The organism is Janthinobacterium sp. GL_088 (genome assembly GCF_057837845.1).
On the sequence record NZ_CM174453.1, the window covers coordinates 1,515,270 to 1,537,478 of the forward strand.

General features: G+C 57.0%; 18 protein-coding genes and 1 tRNA gene. 14 read left to right on the forward strand and 5 right to left on the reverse strand.

Features of this window, described 5'->3' with window-relative positions:
* Nucleotides 1-44: 44 nt before the first annotated feature.
* Nucleotides 45-662, reverse strand: coding sequence for a YqhA family protein (locus tag AC3IQ7_RS06770; protein WP_035825234.1), 618 nt, complete (start codon nt 660-662; stop codon nt 45-47).
* A 308-nt stretch (nt 663-970) separates the two neighbouring features.
* Between AC3IQ7_RS06770 and acs the strand changes: the two genes are divergently transcribed.
* The 8 genes from acs to AC3IQ7_RS06810 all read left to right on the forward strand — a co-directional run bounded on the left by acs (nt 971) and on the right by AC3IQ7_RS06810 (nt 12,814).
* Entirely contained in the window at nt 971-2,977 is a 2,007-nt protein-coding gene (gene acs, locus AC3IQ7_RS06775) for an acetate--CoA ligase (RefSeq protein ID WP_489208673.1), read from the forward strand.
* Between the two features lie 188 nt (nt 2,978-3,165).
* Nucleotides 3,166-3,256, forward strand: a tRNA-Ser gene (locus AC3IQ7_RS06780).
* Nucleotides 3,257-3,487: 231 nt separating this feature from the next.
* A complete protein-coding gene (locus AC3IQ7_RS06785; protein WP_489208674.1) occupies nt 3,488-4,798 on the forward strand; it encodes a tyrosine-type recombinase/integrase in 1,311 nt (436 codons plus the stop codon).
* Nucleotides 4,791-5,429, forward strand: a complete 639-nt coding sequence (locus AC3IQ7_RS06790; protein ID WP_489208675.1) for a DUF4102 domain-containing protein — start codon at nt 4,791-4,793, stop codon at nt 5,427-5,429. Before AC3IQ7_RS06785 ends, AC3IQ7_RS06790 begins: the two co-directional genes overlap by 8 nt.
* A gap of 998 nt (nt 5,430-6,427) precedes the next feature.
* Nucleotides 6,428-7,294 carry a phage integrase N-terminal domain-containing protein gene (locus AC3IQ7_RS06795; protein ID WP_489208676.1) on the forward strand — a complete coding sequence of 289 codons (867 nt, stop codon included), beginning with the start codon at nt 6,428-6,430 and terminating at the stop codon, nt 7,292-7,294.
* A 137-nt stretch (nt 7,295-7,431) separates the two neighbouring features.
* Nucleotides 7,432-7,632, forward strand: coding sequence for a helix-turn-helix transcriptional regulator (locus AC3IQ7_RS06800; RefSeq protein ID WP_034760447.1), 201 nt, complete (start codon nt 7,432-7,434; stop codon nt 7,630-7,632).
* An 833-nt stretch (nt 7,633-8,465) separates the two neighbouring features.
* Entirely contained in the window at nt 8,466-10,910 is a 2,445-nt protein-coding gene (locus tag AC3IQ7_RS06805) for an AAA family ATPase (protein ID WP_489208677.1), read from the forward strand.
* On the forward strand, nt 10,907-12,814 hold the full coding sequence (locus AC3IQ7_RS06810; protein WP_489208678.1) for a UvrD-helicase domain-containing protein: 1,908 nt from the start codon (nt 10,907-10,909) through the stop codon (nt 12,812-12,814). Before AC3IQ7_RS06805 ends, AC3IQ7_RS06810 begins: the two co-directional genes overlap by 4 nt.
* 236 nt (nt 12,815-13,050) lie before the next feature.
* Here the strand turns inward: AC3IQ7_RS06810 and AC3IQ7_RS06815 are convergent, their stop codons facing one another.
* The gene (locus AC3IQ7_RS06815) at nt 13,051-14,631 is read right to left on the reverse strand and encodes an isocitrate lyase (protein ID WP_489208679.1); all 1,581 of its coding nucleotides are present in this window, start codon (nt 14,629-14,631) and stop codon (nt 13,051-13,053) included.
* A 336-nt stretch (nt 14,632-14,967) separates the two neighbouring features.
* Nucleotides 14,968-16,272, reverse strand: coding sequence for an MFS transporter (locus tag AC3IQ7_RS06820; protein ID WP_489208680.1), 1,305 nt, complete (start codon nt 16,270-16,272; stop codon nt 14,968-14,970).
* Nucleotides 16,273-16,423: 151 nt separating this feature from the next.
* Between AC3IQ7_RS06820 and AC3IQ7_RS06825 the strand changes: the two genes are divergently transcribed.
* Nucleotides 16,424-17,140 (forward strand): SDR family oxidoreductase, encoded by a 717-nt coding sequence (locus tag AC3IQ7_RS06825; protein ID WP_489208681.1) that lies wholly within the window; start codon nt 16,424-16,426, stop codon nt 17,138-17,140.
* A 36-nt stretch (nt 17,141-17,176) separates the two neighbouring features.
* Here the strand turns inward: AC3IQ7_RS06825 and AC3IQ7_RS06830 are convergent, their stop codons facing one another.
* Nucleotides 17,177-17,908: an Lcl C-terminal domain-containing protein gene (locus AC3IQ7_RS06830; protein WP_489208682.1), complete on the reverse strand. Its 732-nt coding sequence runs from the start codon at nt 17,906-17,908 to the stop codon at nt 17,177-17,179.
* Nucleotides 17,892-18,413, reverse strand: coding sequence for a DUF1993 domain-containing protein (locus tag AC3IQ7_RS06835; RefSeq protein ID WP_489208683.1), 522 nt, complete (start codon nt 18,411-18,413; stop codon nt 17,892-17,894). The genes AC3IQ7_RS06830 and AC3IQ7_RS06835 overlap by 17 nt, the downstream gene beginning before the upstream one ends.
* Before the next feature lie 134 nt (nt 18,414-18,547).
* Between AC3IQ7_RS06835 and AC3IQ7_RS06840 the strand changes: the two genes are divergently transcribed.
* The 5 genes from AC3IQ7_RS06840 (at nt 18,548) to AC3IQ7_RS06860 (ending at nt 22,150) form a co-directional block, all read left to right on the forward strand.
* Nucleotides 18,548-18,973, forward strand: coding sequence for a hypothetical protein (locus tag AC3IQ7_RS06840; protein ID WP_489208684.1), 426 nt, complete (start codon nt 18,548-18,550; stop codon nt 18,971-18,973).
* Between the two features lie 27 nt (nt 18,974-19,000).
* Nucleotides 19,001-19,426 (forward strand): hypothetical protein, encoded by a 426-nt coding sequence (locus AC3IQ7_RS06845; protein ID WP_489208685.1) that lies wholly within the window; start codon nt 19,001-19,003, stop codon nt 19,424-19,426.
* Between the two features lie 98 nt (nt 19,427-19,524).
* Nucleotides 19,525-20,481: a bifunctional helix-turn-helix transcriptional regulator/GNAT family N-acetyltransferase gene (locus tag AC3IQ7_RS06850; RefSeq protein WP_489208686.1), complete on the forward strand. Its 957-nt coding sequence runs from the start codon at nt 19,525-19,527 to the stop codon at nt 20,479-20,481.
* 107 nt (nt 20,482-20,588) lie between these two features.
* A complete protein-coding gene (locus AC3IQ7_RS06855) occupies nt 20,589-21,227 on the forward strand; it encodes a TetR/AcrR family transcriptional regulator (protein ID WP_199534461.1) in 639 nt (212 codons plus the stop codon).
* A gap of 116 nt (nt 21,228-21,343) precedes the next feature.
* Nucleotides 21,344-22,150 (forward strand): alpha/beta fold hydrolase, encoded by an 807-nt coding sequence (locus AC3IQ7_RS06860; RefSeq protein WP_489208687.1) that lies wholly within the window; start codon nt 21,344-21,346, stop codon nt 22,148-22,150.
* Nucleotides 22,151-22,209: the final 59 nt, after the last annotated feature.

Sequence of the window (22,209 nt, forward strand, 5' to 3'; positions counted from 1 at the left end):
TTGATGCTGTTTGCTGTTACTAATCAGTATAGGAGCGCCAGAACTTAGTGAGGCGCCCTGGCTTGGTTCTGGGTCACCGTCATGATGCGGTCGGTGTACGCAATGGCCATGGCCGAAATGATGAAGACCATGTGGATTACCGTTTGCGCAATGATCACTTCCATCTTGTAGGAATTGGCATTGATAAATGTCTTCAACAGGTGGATGGACGAGATGCCGATGATGGCCATTGCCAATTTCGTCTTCAGCACGGAAGCATTTACGTGCGACAACCATTCCGGCTGGTCTGGGTGGTCATCGAGGTGCATGCGCGAAACGAAGGTTTCGTAGCCGCCAATAATGACCATGATCAGCAGGTTCGAAATCATCACCACGTCGATCAGGCCTAATACCACCAGCATGATGGTCGCTTCGTTCAGCTTGGTCGGCAGGGCGCTGCCCGGCACGGCAACGGCCGTCAGCACGTGCTGCAGGGCTGCATCATTGCCGAACACGGCGCCGATCAGGTCGGATAATTCCACCCAGAAATGAAATACATACACGCATTGTGCGAGGATCAGGCCCAGGTACAGCGGCAACTGCAGCCAGCGCGACATGAAGATGAAGGAGGACAGCGGGTGCAGCTTGGTATGTTTGGATGACGGTGGTAGGTGGTCGATCATGTGGGGTTTCCTGGGGGAGTAAATACCAATTTTTGGTATGCCCGACATTTTACACTTGCTGCTGATTACTGCGCATGGCCTTGCTTCTGATTATTAGGTTTGATGAAACACGAAGTGGTATTGAACCTTCGGTGCAGCGTGCATTTTCCCAGTGAAAATACTGTACGGCGTCCCCTTGACTCCTGTTGCCGAAGGCGCTTATGGTTAGCCTTGATAGGGGTAAATCGCTGCATAAACGCGACATGTAAGGCGTCCGTAAGACATGGGGCCTATCGTGTTAGCAAACAATTACTACACTGGAGACAAGCATGAGCGCTACAGAAAACCAAGGGCAGGGCACGGAACAGCAGGGACCAGGAGAGTCGCGCGTATTTGACCCATCGGCAGCGTTTGCCGCACAGGCAACGATTTCCGGGATGGACGCCTACCGCGCCATGGTGGCTGACGCCGAACGCGACTACGAAGGCTTCTGGGCCAAGCTGGCGCGCGAAAACCTGAGCTGGAAAAAGCCGTTCACCCGCACCTTGAACGAAGACAACGCGCCATTCTACAAATGGTTCGAAGACGGCCAGCTGAACGTGTCCTACAACTGCCTGGATCGCAATATCGAAAATGGCCTGGGCGACAAGACGGCCATCATCTTCGAAGCGGACGACGGCACCGTTACCAAGGCAACATATAAAGAGCTGCACGAAAAAGTCTGCAAGTTCGCCAATGGCCTGAAAGCCAAGGGCATCGCCAAGGGCGACCGCGTGATCATCTATATGTCGATGTCCGTCGAAGGCGTTGCCGCCATGCAAGCCTGCGCGCGCATCGGCGCCACGCACTCCGTCGTGTTCGGCGGCTTCTCGGCGAAATCGCTGCAGGAACGCATCATCGACGCGGGCGCCGTGGCCGTCATCACGGGCGACGAACAATTGCGCGGTGGCAAGAAGCTGCCATTGAAATCCATCGTCGACGAAGCGCTGGCGCTGGGCGGCTGCGACTGCGTGAAAAACGTCATCGTCTACAAACGCACGGGCAGCGACTTGCCGATGGTAGCCGGCCGCGACACGTGGCTGCACGACCTGGTCGAAGGCCAGCCGGCGCAATGCGAACCGGAATGGGTCGATGCCGAGCATCCACTGTTCATCTTGTACACCTCCGGTTCGACGGGCACGCCGAAGGGCGTGCAGCACTCGAGCGGCGGCTACCTGCTGTGGGCCGCGCTGACGATGAAGTGGAGTTTCGACATCAAGCCCGACGACGTGTTCTGGTGCACGGCCGACATCGGCTGGGTGACGGGCCACAGCTACATCGCGTACGGCCCGATGGCCGTGGGCGCCACGCAAGTGGTGTTCGAAGGCATCCCGACCTACCCGAACGCGGGCCGTTTCTGGGAAACCATCAAGAAGCACAACGTCAGCATCTTCTACACGGCGCCAACGGCCATCCGTTCGCTGATCAAGGCGGCCGACGTGGACCCGAAAGTCCATCCAAGCAACTACGACCTGACCAGCTTGCGCCTGTTGGGCACGGTTGGCGAACCGATCAATCCAGAAGCGTGGATGTGGTACTACAAAAACATCGGCGGCGAGAAATGCCCGATCGTCGATACCTTCTGGCAAACGGAAACGGGCGGCCACATGATCACGCCATTGCCGGGCGCCACGCCGATGGTGCCAGGTTCCTGTACCCTGCCATTGCCAGGCATCATGGCCGCCATCGTCGACGAAGCGGGCCAAGACGTGCCGAACGGCCAGGGTGGCATCCTGGTGGTGAAGCGTCCATGGCCATCGATGATCCGCACGATCTGGAACAACCCCGAGCGTTTCAAGTCCAGCTATTTCCCGGAAGAACTGGGCGGCAAGATGTACCTGGCAGGCGACGGCGCCATCCGCAACAAGGATACGGGCTACTTCACCATCACGGGCCGCATCGATGACGTGCTGAACGTGTCGGGCCACCGTATGGGCACGATGGAAATCGAATCGGCCCTGGTGGCCAACCCGCTGGTGGCCGAGGCGGCCGTGGTGGGTCGTCCGGACGACACGACCGGCGAATCGATCTGCGCCTTCGTGGTGCTGAAGCAAGCCCGTCCGACCGGTGAGGAAGCCAAGAAGCTGGCCCTGGAACTGCGCAACTGGGTCGGCAAGGAAATCGGCCCGATCGCGAAACCAAAGGAAATCCGTTTCGGCGACAACCTGCCAAAAACCCGCTCCGGCAAAATCATGCGCCGCCTGCTGCGCGTGCTGGCCAAGGGCGAGACGATCACGCAAGACGTGTCGACCCTGGAAAACCCGGCCATCCTGGATCAGTTGAAGGAAGCGTCGTAATAGAGCGGCCAGCCCCTGCGGAAGGGGAGTGCGCCACCGGGGCGCATCCTTCCGCCGGGCCTGGCCAAACTTTTACCCCTGGGTAAATAACTTTGGCAGTCCGTAGAATCTTTGCTATAATCTGCGGCTTCGCGACAAGCGATATGCAGTACACAATGTGAGCAAGCAAGACGCGCGCATTGCCTTCAGGAGAGATGGCTGAGCGGCTGAAGGCGCACGCCTGGAAAGCGTGTATAGGGTAATACTCTATCGGGGGTTCGAATCCCCCTCTCTCCGCCACGGATAGTAATTAAGTAAGATCAGGACGTCTCAGGAAGTCCCTCAAAAACCGCTTAGAGCCTTGATTCTAAGCGGTTTTTTCGTTTCTGGACGTTGCACAGCGTCCCAGGATATCAACCTCAAGTAGGCGCAAGTTTGGGGGCACCTCGCACTCAGCCATTGCCGCTTGCCCCAAAAATTCAAAAAAACGACTATATTGATCTTTACAGCATGCCGCACAGGAGGTTTGCCATGCCAAAGATCATTACTCCGCTGACAGATTTACTCATCCGCAACGCCAAGCCACGCGAGCGGCCATACAAAATGTTCGATGGTGACGGTATGTACCTCGTCGTCGCGCCTACCGGCTCCCGCATCTGGCGGTTCAAGTTCCGGCAGGCCAACGGCAAAGAGAATACGCTGACGTTCGGCCCTTACCCTGAAATCACCTTGCAGGATGCACGAGAAAAGCGCCTGGCGACACGCCGCCTGCTGCTGCAAGGAATCGACCCCGCCAAGCATCGCGACGACGCCAAACGCTTGGCAAAGGATAAGGCGTCCAACACGTTCGAAAAAATCGCGCGCGAGTGGCATGGCAACAAAGTGCCGACCTGGAGCGAACGCACAGCCAAGAACACCATCCAGCGCCTGCAAGCGGACATCTTTCCAGCCATCGGCCGCATGCCGATCGATGAGATAAAGCACCGCGATCTGATTGCCGCGCTGCGCAAGATCGAGGAGCGTGGCGCAAGCGAAGTCGCCCATCGCTTGAAAGCGGTATGTGCGTCAATTTTCAGCTACGCGATTCAGTGCGGATTCACAGAGCGCAATCTGGTCACCGATATGAAGGATGTGTTGAAGACCGTCCGCGCCGGACACTTCGCCGCCATCAACGCCGACGAGCTACCGCAGTTTCTGGCCATTCTGGACCGCAACGAAGCGCGCATGTTCGCGCCGACGCGCATTGCGCTGCGGCTGATGCTGCTGTGCTTTGTGCGCACCAGCGAGTTGATCGAGACACCCTGGCGTGAAATCGACCTGGAGCGCGGCGAATGGATCATTCCGTGGCAGCGCATGAAGCGCGGCAAGCTGACCGTCAATCCGGATATGACCAACCATCACGTTTGCCTGTCGCGCCAGGCGCTGGAGCTGCTGCGTGAACTGCATGCGATCACGGGCCGCAGCAGGTTCCTGTTCCCGAACCAGCGCGACCACGAAAAGCCGATCAGCAATAACACGATACTGGTGGCGCTTGGACGCATGGGATACAAGGGCAAGATGACCGGCCATGGCTTCCGGGCGCTGGCCATGAGCACCATCAAGGAGCGCCTGGGCTACCGGCATGAAGTCGTGGACCGACAACTGGCACATGCACCGAAGGATAAGGTGGCCAGCGCCTATGACCGGGCGCAGTTCCTGGCAGAACGGCGCCGGATGATGCAGGATTGGGCCGACTACATCGATGCCGTCAGTGGCAAGGGAGCGCCGCCGCAGGCGCCCAGATTAACGCTGGTCAGCGGGGAATCCAGCCGGGATGGCGGAACAGGAGGGCACCATGTCTAAGTATGTACTGCGCCTCACGGATGCGCTTATCAAGCAGGCTGCTCCGAAGGACAAATTATATAAACTTTCCGATGGGGCTGGTCTGTACATCGAAGTGCAGCCCAGCGGCAGCAAGATCTGGCGCATGAAGTATCGCCAGCAAGGCGGTGGGGAAAGCGTTCTGACTTTTGGCCGGTATCCCGAAGTCTCCATCGCCAAAGCCCGCGAACACAGGCTTGCTGCGCATCAGATGCTTGAGCGGAAGCAGGACCCGAGCACAGAATTCAATCGAGAAAAATTGCATCCACTGCCAAAGCCTATTCCAATCGACGAAATATTCGATGAGCCGGAGTGGGGCCATGTGCAGACCAGTGTTCTGCGGGCGACCCTGTTCGCTATCCGTCACCTCGAAACCGCCTTATTTCCTGCATTGGAGCGCATTTCCGTCAGTGAAGCACAGCACAGTATCCAGCAAGCAGCCATTCGGCAAATTGAACAGGACGGTTTGCAGGTCGTTTCCCGACACCTGGAGGGTGTTGCGACGGCGCTCGCTGCCAGCTATTTACGTAACGGTATGAGCATGGACCAATTGGTTAGTGCGATGAAGGAGTCAAGGAGGCGGGTACGTCGTGAGTCCGACAGCGTGCAGTAGCTATCGGAGTCTTTGTCCGGGCTGCAATTCTGTGTACTACGAAAAGCGCACTTGACGAAACGAACCGCTTGCAAACGTCGTTAACCGGCATAGAATGAAGCTCTCTTATGTGGGAATCGCTCCCACGAGGGCATGCTTCGAGCATGTCCCTATGCTTAGCGGCATAGGCGTTGCGGTCGTTACCCGCCACCATGATACATAGCAGTTTCTGCTAGATATATCGCCGGGCCATGCAGAAGCATGCACATCTCGGCACGATAAAGCGCTGCCTTCAGCGCCTACATATCCCACAATCCGCAAGACGGATTGCCTGGATGATTGCGCCCGTTGGGCGCTTCCTCAAACAGGAGCAAGACTCCTGCCCCGATTGGTTCGCATGCCCCGCGAGGTAGCGCACTGTATGAAGCACAGCATGGCTTTGCCGCAAGCCGCACCGTCAGCATAAATGCCAGCGATGCGATGCCATCGCGGCTGCCGCCAGCGCATGTGCTTCAGAGTCGCCAGTATCGTCACCGCGAGTGCGATGCTGGCTTATATGCCGTCACATTCCATGGCTGCGTGCGCGCGTCGTTACTGGCGGCGTGCTGCCAGTGACGACGCGCCGCCGACGGCATAGGCCCAGGCGGCAAGCGGAATTCCACCGCGTGATGGTGTTCAGTGACGGGGCCAGGCGCCCCGCATCGCAGGCAAGCCCTGCGATGTCCTTTGCCCGCTACGGGCTGATTAGTAGAAGTTGATCCGTGCACGATGTGCACTCCATGGACCCTGGGTGATTGGTCCCCGCTGCGGCAGCTTCCTCCGGGAGCGCGCAGCGGTGCCACACGCGCATGCGGCGCGGGCAGGCAGTAACAGCAACCGCATACACGGGAGTGGTGTCCCGAGGCCCTTGATTCAACCTTTTCTGCTGAGGCAGTGAGGGTGGCCAGAAACACTTACCTGACAGGATTACACCACGCGGCATCGATGTGAAAATCCAAGATCGAAAGGATGACTTTGCCATGCGCGACTTGAACTACCAGCTCAAGCAACTGTGTCACCGCAACCGGGATGGCAGTTTTGCGACGCAGGCCGACCGCGAGCGCCTATTAAACCTGTGCGCCAACGACCTGGCGGAACGAGGCTTCCAGCATATGAGCGTGGATAGTCTGAAACCGAAGCATGTGGCGGCGCTGCTCGACAAGTGGAAGCAGGATGGCATCAGTAGCGGAACGATCAAGAATCGCATGAGCGCCTTGCGCTGGTGGGCCGAGAAGATCGGCAAGGAAAACATCATTGCGCGCACCAACGGCGAATACGGCATCGCGGAGCGGGTGTTTGTCACCAACGTTTCGAAGGCCAAGGTGCTGGACCCCGACACGCTGGCCCGCGTGAATGATCCGTATACGCGCATGTCCCTGCAGCTGCAGGCAGCGTTTGGTTTGCGGCGCGAGGAAAGCATCAAGATCAAGCCGGGATGGGCCGATGGCGGGAACATCCTGCGGCTGCAGGATAGCTGGACCAAGGGTGGCAAATACCGGGAGGTGCCGATTGCCACCATGCAGCAGCGCGCCGCGCTGGACGCCGCCAAGGCGCTGGCGGGAAAAGGCAGCTTGATTCCGGCGCAGTTGCGCTATCGGGACCAGTTGAACCGCTTTCGTGCGCAGTGCGACAAAGCCGGGCTTCATGGTGTGCACGGGTTGCGGCATGAATACGCGCAGCGGCGCTACACCGAGTTGACTGGCCGACTTTGTCCAGCCTGTGGCGGCCCGACGTCCAGACAGTTGGATGCTTCACAAAAACTCGCAGATCAAGCTGCGCGGATGAAGATTTCGGTGGAGATGGGGCATGGCCGTGAACAGGTCACTTCCATCTATCTGGGCAGATGACCGCCCACTTGTATCAGGGGCGCAGCGCATGGAACAGAAGAGATGCAAAGAGGTGCAGCCTTGGCGCTGCCGGAATGATCGCGGAGAGTCGGCATGACTCTCTATTGTTAGCTGTTCATCAATCGAAGGAGAATCTTATGACCACGACTAAAAAATTCCTCCGCTTGCCTGCGGTAATCGAGGCCACCGGCTGGTCCCGCGCCACAATCTGGCGCAAGGTGAAGGCAGGCGTGTTGCCAGCGCCTATTCCCATTGGTCCCAAGTCCATCGCCTGGGACGCAGAGGAGATCGCTCAATGGCAGCAGCGCTGTATTGACGCTAGGCGTGGAGTCGCTTGAGTGGGAGTTAACAGTGGCCCCACCCCATAAGACGTCACGGGGCGGGCCTACCGGCCCTCTCCAAATTGTCCAACTGCTGCCGCTGCGCGGCAGCCCCGCGCGCCTGCTGCGCACGTCCGTGGTTCTAATTAGGTATTGACTGAGCATGCTTTTACGGCGGCCAGTGCATCAGTCTGTGTCCAAATGGCAGACCTGACCTTGGCGGCTGCGCAACGTGTGGGATTTTTAGAATGGGTAGTTTTTTCAAGCACACGAGCTACCGGCGAAGATTGGGTAGCTCAGGCCTAGCCGCCTATTTGGCGGAGCTTATGTAGAAATTGCTGATGTGATCCCAATGCAGTTCGTACTGGGAATACTATTTTTAATAAATGATCTCTATCAATATCGTCTCTGATCGAGTGTATATTTGCTTCATCGGGAACGAAATTATCACTTTCGAAACTGGCTTTGTAATTATTTGTAGACAACATATGCATAAAAGACGTATTCTCGGATTGTTGGAGGCTAGCATGGATATATGAAGCATAAAGTCGTCGCCAGTATGTGAAATCGAGCGGAAATCGCGAAAAATTAGTCTGATATTTTATCTGCGTGGATATTTTTTCGTCTGATTGTGTTTAAATTTCAATAATATAGTTTTGATTGGTAAGAAATAATAGCTGATATTAAGAAAAATAATTTATATTCTGCCCTGCGAGAATCGAGTACATTTTTAAATTAAAGAAGATTTGGCTGGTCATGATTTCCTAGTGCGATCTGAAGCTAATCTTTGATATGGAAAATGAATTATATTTTTGCATTCAAAGTATGGTCATGATAGAAGGGGGAGCGTAATGAGGTTACAGGCTTACAGGTTGCAGAACTATCGGCGGCTGAGGGACGTTGCTATTGAACTGGATGATGAAATATCAATTTTTGTCGGGGCAAACAATAGCGGCAAGACATCGGCAGTTCAAGGCTTGTACTCGATGATTAAAGCTGAAGCAAAGAAGTTTGAACTTTTTGACTTCAGTGCAGCGCTCTGGTCAAAGATCGACGAAATTGGGGTTAGCACTTCCGGTCACGCGAGCGCGTCGTCGGATTTGCCTCACATACTTTTGGACCTATGGTTTAGAGTTGATGCGAGTGACGTAGCGATTGCAATGACGCTGCTTCCAAGTAGCGACTGGGCCGGAAAATGTGTTGGAATCCGCGTGGCCTTCGAGCCCAAAAATCCGCAGGCACTAATACAGCGATTCCGTGAGCTTCGTGACAAGGCTACAGCAGCAGCGTCTGCTGCAACGGGAAAAGTCGATCTTGTAAATCCCGCCAGCGACTCCGCAGCTACGGCTGGCCCAGTTGACGCAGCAGAAGATGCGAGCGATTACAAGCCCTGGCCCAGCAGCTTGACAAAGTATCTCGCCAAGGAGTTGCCGAAGGAATATGCCTTTAGCTACTATGTACTAGATGAGCAGCAGTTTGAAAACTATAGGGAGAAATCAGAAGATTACCAGCCGCTTCCTATCATAAGCGAGCCGGGTGGTGCAGCTATTCTAAAATCACTCTTGAAAGTGGATTTTCTGAGAGCCCAGCGACATCTCGATGATCCAGGCAGTGGTAGTTCTGATCGAGCTGAAAATCTTTCACGTCGACTGAGCAGGTTCTATCAGCGTAACCTTGAGAAGCGAGGCGACGACTACGCAGTTTTGAAGGCTTTAGACTCCTCTGAGAGAGGATTGAATTTCCATTTAGAGGAGGTCTTTAGCGATACGCTTAAGCGACTTTCTAAGCTGGGTTATCCTGGCGTCAATAATCCTGAGATTGTTATTCGTGCAGCGTTAGACCCTATGACTGTACTAGGCCAAGACGCTAAAGTCCATTATGTCGTTCCTGGCGAAGTCACCGCACACCTTCCGGATAGCTACAACGGACTGGGATTTAAAAACCTGGTCTACATGGTTGTTGAACTCTTGGATTTGCATGAGCAATGGAAAGCGGATGAAGAAGACCGTGCACCGCTGCACCTCGTTTTTATCGAGGAACCGGAAGCCCACTTGCATGCGCAGATCCAGCAGGTTTTTATCAGGAATGTCATGCGTCTGTTAGAGGAAAAGAACGAATCGGCGAATTTCTTTCACACTCAGATGGTCATCACCACGCACTCTCCGCATATCCTGTATGAGCGAGGTTTCTCACCAATTCGATATTTTCGGCGTGTTGCAGCTAAATTGGAACATCACACAGACGTCCGCAACCTGTCTCGTTTTAAGGCTAAGGCGGAGGAAAAGGACGCACGAGAATTTCTTCAGCGCTACCTGAAGCTAACCCATTGTGACCTTTTTTTCTCAGATGCTGCAATTCTGGTGGAGGGAAACGTTGAGCGTCTGCTCATACCGGCAATGATTGAGTCGTCAGCCAAGCGATTGCGTTCGTCAGCACTTACAATTTTAGAAGTTGGCGGGGCATTCGCGCATCGCTTTCAAGAACTAATCGAGTTTTTGGGACTGACAACGCTTGTCGTTACTGATCTTGACAGTGTTTTAGTGAAGGCAGAAACAGCCCCAGCACATAAGAATCAAACTGAAGCTAATGAAGGCGACCCTGTCGCAGGACCATCTGATGCTGCCGAGTTAGACGACGAAGATTTGAAATTATTTGAGGTTGATGACGATGGATTGGTCGAGGAAGGTAAGGAAGACAAAAAGAAGTTGAAGAAACGTGGAAGTACATGCCATGCACATATCGATGCCGCCGTTACATCCAACCAGACGCTCATCAGTTGGATTCCAAAGAAGCACACCGTTGCAGATCTATGGAATGTCAAGGAGGAGGAAAAGATTTTGGCACTCGCCGGGGGATCAGGCGCTTACGTTCGCGTTGCTTATCAGACGCCTGTTCCAGTGACCATCAAAGGGCAAACTTTGAGCCGTTGCGGACGTACACTTGAAGAAGCATTTGGGCTCGAAAATGCGATCTGGTGTCAAGATGAGATAAATGCGTCAGTTGGACTTCGGTTAAAGACGGCTGCAAATACACCCCAGGAACTTGCGGAGGCGCTTCATAAACGTGTGACCGGAAAAAATTTCGACAAAACTAAATTTGCGCTTGAAATACTGGCCAGCGGCCCTGTTTCCGGATGGAAAGTTCCTTCATACATCAGCGAGGGCCTTGTCTGGTTGGAGGCGCTTGTTGCTCACGAGATAGAAGCCGAAGACGCTGTCATTGTTGGTGCTGCTGGTATTGCGCCAACTGACGGTGGTGCTATTGTAGTAAACGATGTGGAAGGAGGCGTTGCATGAGCAGGAGGCTCAACAGTCCGGACACTAAGGCAGACGTCGAAATTAAAACCTGTATCACTGCATCGCCACCTCAATCGTTTGTGGTTCGTGCGGGCGCTGGTTCTGGGAAGACCACCTCACTTCTTAAAGCTATTGAGTGGGTGATTTCGGCGCATGGTGCAAGCATGCGGATGCGCAAGCAGAAGGTCGCTTGTATTACTTATACGGAGCTAGCCGCTAACGAAATTCTGACTGACGTCGAAGAAAATCCACTTGTTCATGTGTCAACTATCCATAGTTTTTACTGGAAAATCGTCAGGACCTTTCAGTCCGACATTAAAATTTGGTTACAGGGATCTATACAACTGAAGCTTGATAAGCTAATCGAGACGGCGGATAACTTTGGCTCAAGGGTCCGAGCGGCTACTCGGGAAAACAACCAAAAAGAACGTGATAGATATTCAAGCCATCTTAATGCGTTAAGCAAGGTGACAACGTTTACTTACAGTGTCGGTAGCGACTACTCGAAGGGCGTCTTAGGTCATGAGGATATCTTACAGCTTGCCGAGTTTCTGTTCGAAGAGCGTCCGCTGTTTCGTAAGTTGGTGGCACTTAAATTTCCTTTTGTTTTCATTGATGAGAGCCAGGATACGTTTGAGGGGGTTGTAAAGTCTTTTCGGCATGTCGAAACGCAGATGCGAGGACAGTTTTGTTTGGGGTTCTTTGGCGATCCGATGCAAAAGATCTTCATGAGAGGGATTGGCGACATTCCTTTAGAAGAGCATTGGCGGGAAATCACGAAGCCAGAAAACTTTCGTAGTGCCAAGAAAGTGTTAGAAGTCGCAAATGCCATCCGTGCCCAAGCTGATGGCATGCAACAGATTCGTGGACTTCATGAAGATGTTGATGGCGAGACTCAGTTGGTGCAAGGATCTGCAAGAATGTTCGTGTTGCCGAAGACTATGAATCGTGCCGAGGCGTTGGCGAAAGTGCGAACCTGGAGCGCCACTGCGGACGGAGACGATGGGTGGACTACGCCCGAACTTGCAACTAAGGTGTTAGTTATCGTCCACAGGATTGCAGCTAAAAGACTCGGGTTTGAAGGTATCTACGCAGCATTGAATGATAGAGCTCCCGATGCGATAAAGGAGGGGATGCAAGATGGTACCGGATGGCCTGTCCGACCATTTATCACCTTCGCCCTGCCACTGGTTATCAACATGCGCGCTGGTAACGAGTTCGCAGCGATGACACTTTTGCGGCAGCACTGTCCTCGCTTAGTACCGAACGCTCTAACTGGTTGTGACGCTGTAAAAGTGTTGCAAGAGGTGCGAGCCTCAGTGTTGACGCTTGGCGAAATGTTGAGTGACGGCGAGATGACAATTGGCGCCGTGGCAGTCCATCTTCGGGATACAGGCCTGTGGACATTCGACGAAAGATTCGAGATAGCGCTTCAGTTTTACACTAGCTCATCGGAGAACGCTGCGGAAGTCACTGCTTTTAAACCTGCTGATCTCGCAGTGATGAAGATGCTTGCCTGTCCTGTGCTAGAACTCTGGCCCTATCAGCGATATATCTCTGAAGGTTCACCATACTCTACCCAGCATGGGGTGAAAGGTGCTCAGTTTGACCGCGTCCTTGTAGTACTCGACGAGGAAGAGAACACGTATAACAGCTACGACTACGAACGGGTTTTTGCAGACGAGCCATCACGAACGGCTGACCGTGTTTCATTCGAAGCCGAAGGCGAAAATACTTGGAGTAGAACCCTACGCCTTCTTTATGTCTGCTGCACCCGCGCAAAGCGGGGACTTGTGCTGGTTTTCTTTGTCAACGCTCCTGAAACAGTGAAGGCAAACGTTATTGCCAGCGGCATTTTCCCCGAGCTTTCAGTGCTCACAGAGAAGGAATTGCAGGAGGACTGACGCTGAAGCAATTTCTGTGACGACTTCTTAACTCACTTCGTCAATCACGTACATCTTCTTGCTTGGGATAAAAAATATATTACAGGTTTAAAAATGCTGGGGCAGTTTTGGGGGCATTCACGCCGTGATAAATTAGACACCTGTGGATTTATGCGGGCAGTCTCATTGATGGAATCCCCCTCTCGCAAAAAAGCCCGCCGAAGCGGGCTTTCTCACTCTACAGCCAAGCCAAAATCTCAGAACTGGTTCATGGTGTTGTCTTTGCCCGCTGCCTTCAGCGCCGCTTCGCCGCTGAAGTAATCCTTGTGATCGTCGCCGATGTCCGAGCCGGACATGTTTTGATGTTTCACGCAGGCGATGCCCTGGCGGATTTCCTTGCGCTGTACGCCAGCCACGTAGCCCAGCATGCCCTGGTCGCCGAAGTATTCCTTGGCCAGGTTGTCGGTCGACAAGGCTGCCGTGTGGTAAGTCGGCAGGGTGATCAGGTGGTGGAAGATGCCGGCTTCACGGGCCGAGTCGGCCTGGAAGGTGCGGATCTTCTCGTCGGCGGCGATCGCCAGTTCCGTCTGGTCGTATTCCATGCTCATCAGCTGGGCGCGGTCGTAGGCGGACACGTCCTTGCCTGCCGCTTTCATGCCATCGAAAATTTGCTGGCGGAAGTTCAGGGTCCAGTTGAACGATGGGCTGTTGTTGTACACCAGCTTGGCGTTCGGGATGACCTTGCGGATTTCGCTGACCATGCCGCCGATTTGCGCGATATGCGGTTTTTCCGTTTCGATCCACAGCAGGTCGGCGCCGTTTTGCAGCGAGGTGATGCAGTCGAGCACGCAACGCTCTTCGCCGGAACCGGCGCGGAACTGGAACAGGTTGCTCGGCAGGCGTTTTGGACGCAGCAGCTTGCCTTCGCGCTTGAGGATGACGTCGCCATTGCCCAGCGCATCGGCCGACACTTCTTCGCAGTCGAGGAAGGAGTTGTATTGGTCGCCCAGGTCGCCTGGTTCATTGGTGACGGCGATCTGCTTGGTCAGGCCGGCGCCCAAGGAGTCCGTGCGGGCGACGATGATGCCGTCGTCCACGCCCAGCTCCAGGAAGGCGTAGCGGATGGCGCGGATCTTGGCGAGGAAGTCTTCGTGCGGCACCGTGACTTTACCGTCCTGGTGGCCGCATTGTTTCTCGTCGGATACCTGGTTTTCGATCTGGATGCAGCAGGCGCCCGCTTCGATGAACTGTTTCGCCAGCAAATAGGTGGCTTCTGCATTGCCGAAACCGGCGTCGATGTCGGCGATGATGGGCACGACGTGGGTGACGTGGCCGTCGATCTTGGCCTGGATGGCTTGCTTGGCATCACCTTGGGCCGCGTCCAGCTGGCGGAACAGGCCGCCCAGTTCGCGTGCATCGGCCTGGCGCAGGAAGGTGTACAGCTCGCGGATCAGGCTGGTGACGGCGGTTTTTTCGTGCATCGACTGGTCTGGCAGCGGGCCGAACTCGGAGCGCAGGGCGGCGACCATCCAGCCGGAAAGGTAGAGGTAGCGGCGGTCGGTGCTGTTGAAGTGTTTCTTGATCGAGATCATCTTCTGTTGACCGATGAAACCGTGCCAGCAGCCCAGCGACTGGGTGTACTTGGATGGGTCCGCATCGTAGGCGGCCATGTCGTTGCGCATGATCTTCGCCGTGTAGCGGGCGATGTCCAGGCCCGTCTTGAACTTGTTCTGGGCGCGCATGCGGGCGGCGGACTCGGGATTGATGGCGTTCCAGGCGCTACCTTGTTGGTCTTTCAAACCGGCAACAGCCTTGATGTCGTCTTGATATTGGGACATGTGTATCTCCTAAAGAAAAACTAAGTTTGAGAAAATCGTCGAGTGCGCCGCCACGTCTTGTCGAAGCAAACTGCATGACTAAATAGTAGGCCGATTGGCGCTGATGTTCAAGTCTTATATAAGACATATAACTTAAATTAAGTCTTTGTTTTGCAAGGTATTAATTTATATTTTTCATGATATGAAATGAATTTTCAAAAAGTGAGAGAAGTAATTGCTGAGTCCGTCGCTTGAAATTCCGCGATGTGAAACGTCTTTTCAGAATTTGGTGCAGCGCGACAAATCGGGGCGAAAAAAAAAGCCACCCGAAGGTGGCTTAGTAGGCAGGTGGTTGATTTAACGGCCTACGGTTTGCCGCTGATCCTTGATAAACAGCGCCGTCAGCATGCCCACCACGCACACGCCGATCACGTAATAGGCGGGGCCCAGCACGTTGTTTTTCAGCATCAGGGTCACGACCACGGGTGTCAGGCCGCCGAAAATCGCGTACGACAAGTTGTAGGAAAACGACAGTCCCGAGAAGCGCACCTGCGCCGGGAACGCTTGCACCAGCACGTAGGGCACGGCGCCGACGACGCCGACGAACAGGCCCGTCATCGCGTACAGGGGCAGCAGCAGGTCGGGGCGGGTGCCGACGGTGGTGTAGAAAATATACGTACTGATGGCCAGCAGCACGGAACCGACGAAGATCACACGCTTGCCGCCCAGGCGGTCGGCCAGCATGCCGGCGATGATGCAGCCGAAGGCCAGGCAAAGCGTGGCCACGGTATTGGCGACCAGGGTCGTGCGCGGCGCGATGTGGTGGATCTTTTGCAGCAGGGCCGGCGTCATCAGGATGACGACGACGATGCCTGCCGACAGCATCCACGTCAGCAGCATCGATACGACGACGGCGCCGCGGTGGCTGCGCAGCACGGATTTCAAAGGCATTTCCGTCGCCAGCGCCTTGCGCTGCTGCATTTCCGCAAACACCGGGGTTTCATGCAGCCAGCGGCGCAGATACATGGCGCCAAAGCCGAAGATACCGCCCAGCAGGAACGGGTAGCGCCAGGCGCCATCGGTGATTTCTGCTGGCGTGTAGACGGTGTTCAAGCCCGTCGCGACGAGGGAACCGAGCAAAATACCCACGGTCAGGCCGGCCGTCAGCACGCCGCAGGCAAAGCCCGTGAAACGGCTCGGTACGTGTTCGGACACAAACACCCACGCGCCCGGCACTTCGCCGCCCACGGCCGCGCCCTGGAAGATGCGCATCAACAACAGCAGCAGCGGGGCGGCCAGGCCGATGGTGGCATACGTCGGCAGCAGGCCGATCAGCAAGGTCGGCACGGCCATCATCAGGATGGACAGCGTGAACATGCGCTTGCGGCCGAGCAAATCGCCGAAGTGGGCCATGACGATGCCGCCCAACGGACGCACCACGTAACCGGCGGCAAAGATGCCGAAGGTTTGCAGCAAGCGCAGCCATTCCGGCATTTCCGGCGGGAAGAACAACTGGCCGATGGCGTTGGCAAAGAAGACGAAGATGATGAAATCGTAGAATTCCAGCGCGCCGCCGAGGGCGGCCAGCGACAGGGTTTTATAGTCTTGTTGGGTGAGGGGGCGTGTTGCAGCGTTGCTTGCGGCGGTGTCGGAAGTAGGCATGTGTCTCGTTCTTGTGTGTTATCGGAGATTGCCAGACCTAGCATACGCATTTCCGCCGCGTGAGTAAATGCGGGGGGATGGGCAGTCGCCTCAGCTGTGCTTAATACAACGCCGCTATCATCAGCGTTGACTTCATTGGAAAGGACACAGTATGCACATCATGATCGTGGGCGCCAGCCGGGGCCTGGGACGCGCGCTGGTGGACGGTTTGCTCGCTGACGGTCATGCCGTCATCGGCGTATCGCGCCAGCAACCTGCCGACTTGCCTGCCGGCCAGGGTACCCAGCTGCAATGGATCGCGGCGGACCTGGCTGCACCGGCCGAGGCCGTCGAACGCATCGCGCGCGAAGCACCCGCCGCGCTGGACGTCGTGATCTACAACCTGGGCGTGTGGGAAGAAAAGGCCTTCAGCGACGACTACGCTTTCCTCTGCGATGCGGACGAGGCCATCATCGACATGGTCAATACCAACATCACGGCGACGATATTGCTGCTCAAGCGCCTGGTGCCCCGCTTGCTGGCCAGCAGCAAGCCGCAGCTGATACTCACGGGTTCGACGTCCGGTCTGCGCCAGAGCGGCCGTCCGGAAGTGACGTTCAGCGCCTCGAAATTCGCCTTGAACGGCATCGCCGACGCCTTGCGCGAAGGTTTCCGTGTACAGGGGCTGGCCGTGACGGCGCTGCAGCTGGGCTACCTGAATACCTACGATGGCTTGTCCGTGCCGCTGGCGGACGCCGCCGCGCGGGGCGAGGGCGAGCTGATTCCCGTGCATGACGTCGTTGCCGTCGTGCGCATGCTGCTGAGCCTGTCGAATGCCTCGTTCGTGCGCGAACTGGTGATGCCGGCGCTGCGCGACGAGCGTTTCTAGCTTATTTCCAAGCTTTACGCATCTTTGCCGTAGGCTTCAGGCAAACACTCTGCGCACGCAGCGCGCATAACCGTCAAATTCGCGCGCATTCTGATAGGCAACGCCCGTGTCAAAATCCTTGCACCAGGTTTCGCCCTCGATGTCGCCCGGCTCGCTCGACCAGTGCCAGTTGGGTCGGAATGCGTCTTTCAATGTCGCATACAGCAAGGTCTGCTCGCGCCGATCCGGCAGGCTGTGGCCGAGGCTTGCAGCCCAGTTTGATGCGGCTTGCCAGGAATGGTTCTCCAGCTCGCACTCGTCCGGTTGCAGCAGCAGGTGGTAATCGGGCGCGCCATCCGTGCCGAGGATCAGGCCGGCGTAGCGTTCGCCCGGCTGCAGGGGGACGGGCGCCGCGGCCGCTGGCGCCAAGTTGACCCGGCGCACGGCGCAGGCACGGCCTGGGTAAGTCTTGCGAAAGTTGTACTGGGTGCCGTTGTCGAAATCGTGGCTCCAGGCCATGCGGGGCAGGATGGCGTCCGCCTCTGACGACCAGTACCAGGCATCCGGGAAGGCGTGGCGCAAGTTGGTGTGCAGCAATGCCAGTTCGCTGCGCGTCGGCAGGCAGGCGTCGCGCACCGCGGCCCAGGCTAGTGCGTCTTGCCAGGGCAGGGCGCCGGCCTCGCCGGGCAGCAGGAACAGCTGGTAGCTGGCGCCGCCATCGTGGCCAGGCATGGTGCCCGCGTAGAGTTCGCCGGCAACGGCGTCCTGGTCCTTATGCCTGGCGTGCATAGGCAAACATATGTTGTACATACTCGGCCTTGCCGAGCGGCACGCCGTTATGACGCAGGATGTTATAGGCCGTCACCAAGTGAAAATAGAATTGCGGCGTGGCCCAGTTGACCGCGTATTCCTGGCCCGTCATGTCGAAGGTCAAGCCGCCGGCCAGGGTGATCGACACTGGCTGCTCTGCACCCGCGTCGATGGCTGCGCGGTCCGCCGCAGCGAGCAGTTCCAGGGTGTTCTCGATCAGCACCTTGGCTTCTCGCATGCTGGCGGGCGTGGCGAGCCGGGGCAGCGCCTGCTGCGTCAGCCGGCACAGTGCTTCCTGCGCCTGGGTGCACGTGAATTCCACCTGCCGCGCCAGGGTGTGCATGTCGGGCGCCAGGCGCGCATCGAGCAGGTTTTGCGGATCGAAACCCAGCGCCTGGGCGCGTTCTTCGCCTTTAATTAACAGCGTCGTCAGGGAGCGCAGCATCTGCGCAAAGCAGGGGATGGTGATGGCGTAGACCGACATGGATTTCCTCAAGTAAAAAGGCGAGAGCAATACCGGCATTATGCCTATGCCAGCCGTGTTTCAGCGTGCCGCTTGAACATGCTACAGTCCGCCATTGCCGCAAGCCCATTGCGGCGCTCCCTGGATCAAGATTGATGCCCACCTGGACTTCCCCGCCCCAGCTCGTCGCCCTGGCCGCCTTCTATGCGCAAGCGCAAGCCCATCCGGAAACGCTCAGTGATGCTGTCTTCCTGGAAAATGTGAAAAACGCCCACTGGCCCACCAATTGCTGGAGTTATGCGGAAGCATCGTTCGCCATCATCGCGCCCGCCTGTCTGCTGCGTCCGCATTTGACCGCCGAGCTGATCGCCATGCCCATAGCCGCCATGATCGCGGGCGGGCTGGAGGATGCGGGACAAGTCATCGCGATTGGCCTGGCCTGCGCCACGCGCGACGCGCCGTATGTGGAGGTAAGCGCAGAGGGCAAGCGCTGGCTGACGCAGGTGTGGCCGGGACTGGGGGAGATGGCCGGGGCCGTGTTTCAGGCCAGCTTGCAAGCGGCGCTTGCCGATGAAGATTGATGTAAATATAAACTGAAAGGTGTACTCATGATTGCAGGAAATTTCTTCCCGCCCGACTATAAAACTTTTCCTTTCAAGCAAGGAGATCTGTTGCTTTCCCAAGACGAGGGCGGCAAATTTTCTGTTTCCAAGGTATTGATGATCGATGCGATGGAAGTTGGACGCGGCGAGGCGATTTACTTGGGCGGCAAGGATATCGTAGCAACGGAGGACGATTACCTGCTGATCATCGGCTGTGCATACGGCGAATACGAGTTCGACACGGCCGAGGAGGCGCAGGCCGCTGCGCTGGTTGGCAACTGGACGGTCAGGATAGGCCACGCTCCAAATCGCAGTCCGGGCGCGGCGGAGGGGCAGTCATTGATTGGCCATGAATCCGTTCATGAAAGCGAGCTGGAGGGCTACCATCTGTGGAAGGAAGCGTTTGATGCGGGCAAGGCTGGCGTGTTCTGATATCGGCGTGGCCTGTTGCAGGGCGGTCGCTGGCTCTTGACCTGGAATGCGGTTTTGCGTTAGGGTATACGTAACTACTTACATATATCCTTCCAAACATGTCCTCCACCCTGCAAACCTACGGCTCCCTGATGCTGGCCAGCCGCCTGCGCCGTCTTTCCGATCAACTGTATGCCGGCGTCGATACCAGCTATCTGGCCGCCGGTGTCGAACTGACGTCGCGCTGCTTCCCCTTGTTATTGCTGCTGCGCGACAACGGCCCGACGGCGATCACGGCCCTGGCCGCGCAGATCGGGCAGACGCATCCGGTGGTGGTGCAGCTGGGGCGCAAGCTGCTGGATGCTGGCGTGGTGGTGGAGATGCCGGACGCCAAGGATGAGCGTCGCCGCCTGCTGGCGCTGTCCGACGCGGGGCAAGCGTTGCTGCGCGACATGGCGCCCCTGTGGGACGACGTGCGCGCGGCCGTCGATAGCGTGTTCGAGCACGGCACGCCGCAACTGATGGCCAGCCTGGACTGGGCCGAAGCGCGTTTGCAATTGCAAGGCTTTGGCGAAACGATCGCCGCCTGCCGGCGCCAGCGCGAGCAGGCCGCCGTGGAGATCATCGATTACGCCGCGCACTACGCGGCCGATTTCAAGCGCCTGAATATCGAATGGCTGGAACGCTATTTCTATGTCGAGGCGCTGGACGACAAGGTGCTGTCCGATCCGCAACGCTCGATTCTCGATGACGGCGGGCAGATTTTCCTCGCGCGCCTCGATGGCAAGATCGTTGGTACCTGCGCCCTGATCCGCGCCGGCGACGCCAGCATCGAGTTGTCGAAGATGGCCGTCACGCCTGAGTGCCAGGGCCTGGGCATTGCGCGCCGGCTGATCGAACGCGCTTTCGATGCTTTCAAGGCCAGCGGTGCGCAACTGCTGTTCCTGGAGTCGAACAGCAAGCTGGCGCCCGCCATCCGCCTGTATGAAAGCAGCGGTTTCAAGCACGTGGCGCGGCCGGCCGGCGATGCGCATTACCAGCGCGCCGACGTCTACATGGAGTGGCAGGGCAGGTAGCGCACGCCAGGGCGCCACGCGGTGCTCCCCATCGGCCGTCTCCCGCGTTACAATACGCGCACCCATAACGGAACCCAGGTTCCACTATTTCGAGACGCCGACGCCGCATGCCTTCCTTCCCGATGCCCTTCCCGCAGTTGATCGTTCCACCGGAGCCCACCCAGGCGCGCAGCAAGCTGGCCTTCGAGCGCTTGCTGCTGGTGGGTGAGCAGTTGCTGGCGGAAAACCGTTTCGATGAAATCGGCGTGGCCGACCTGGCCAGGCTGGCGGAAACCTCGGTGGGCACGTTTTACCGTTTGTTGGGCGACAAGGATACGTTGAGCCGCTTGCTGCTGCAGCGCTTTTTTTCCGACATGGTGGAGAAGGTCGAGACTCTGACGGAGCTGCGTCAGTGGGAAGGGCGTAGCCTGGAAGAGTTCATCCGCGCCATGGTGGCCATGTTCGTGGCCGTCAACACTGGCCGGCGCGGCGTGCTGCGCGCCCTGATCACGCGTTGCTCGCAGGATGCGCAATTCCGCGACAAGGTACACCAGATCAATCATCTGATCTCGCAACGCACGGTTGCCGTGCTGGCCAGCAAGTCGTCCAGCATCCGCCACCCGAACCCCACGCAGGCGATGATGGTGGTGCCGCCCGTGCTGCTGGGCATCCTGAACCAGCACGTGTTGTCGGGCTCGCTGTCCTTCCTGTCGGCGGCCGCACTCGAGGATGAGCTGGTGCGTGTTGCATTAAATTACCTGACTTGAACTATTTAGCGATTTAACTTGAAATCGGAATTCGGATTCCGTATTATGTTTTCCAACAGCAGGAAAATATATTCCTGCACCTGAACACAAAGCATGTTCAACAGCAAGGAGACAGAATGCGGCGTCACACGACATCCGATGTTCCATTGCATTACCTCGACCTGGGTTCCGGCACAGAGACGGGGCAGGGCGAGCCCGTGTTTCTGTTGCACGGCCTCGGCTCCTGCGCCGAAGACTGGCGTCCGCAGATCGACGCTCTCGGCAGCTGCTATCGCCTGATCGTGCCCGACCTGCGCGGCCATGGCGCCAGTCCGGCGCCCAACGGCGACTGGCAGATCGGCGACTTCGCCAATGACCTTTTCAATTTGATGGACCAGCTCGACGTGCCGCGCGCGCACATCGTCGGCTTTTCCCTGGGCGGCATGGTGGGCCTGGAAATGGCCAACCGCGCGCCGGGCAGGGTGGCCAGTTTGTGCCTGATCAATTCCCAGCCGTTCCAGGGCAGCAAACCGGCCGCGCTGCTGTTTGCCTACTGGCTGCGCCGCACGGTGATCGCCACCTTTGGTCTGAAAGCCATGGGCAAGATCATCGGCAAGAAACTGTTTCCCGATCCTGCACAGCAAGCGCTCGTCGAGCGCTTCGCCACGCAGATGGCGGGCATGGACAAGCGCGCCTACCTGGCCGCGCTGGACGCCATTTTCCACTGGGATATCGATATTCACTTCCAGGCCCTGGCCATGCCCGTCCTCATCATGGCGGCCGACCAGGATTACACGCCCGTCGCCAGCAAGCGGGCCTTTGCCGCACAGTTTCAGCAGTGCGAGATCGAGATCATCGCGAACTCGCGCCACGCCACGCCCCTGGACCAGGCGCAGCGTGTGAATACCTTGTTGCAGTCCTTCCTTACCATAAATTCAAAATAAACAGGCCACTCGCCGCACGGGCCGGGGGCCGGGAAACAGTCATCGCAGGGCAGGTGCTC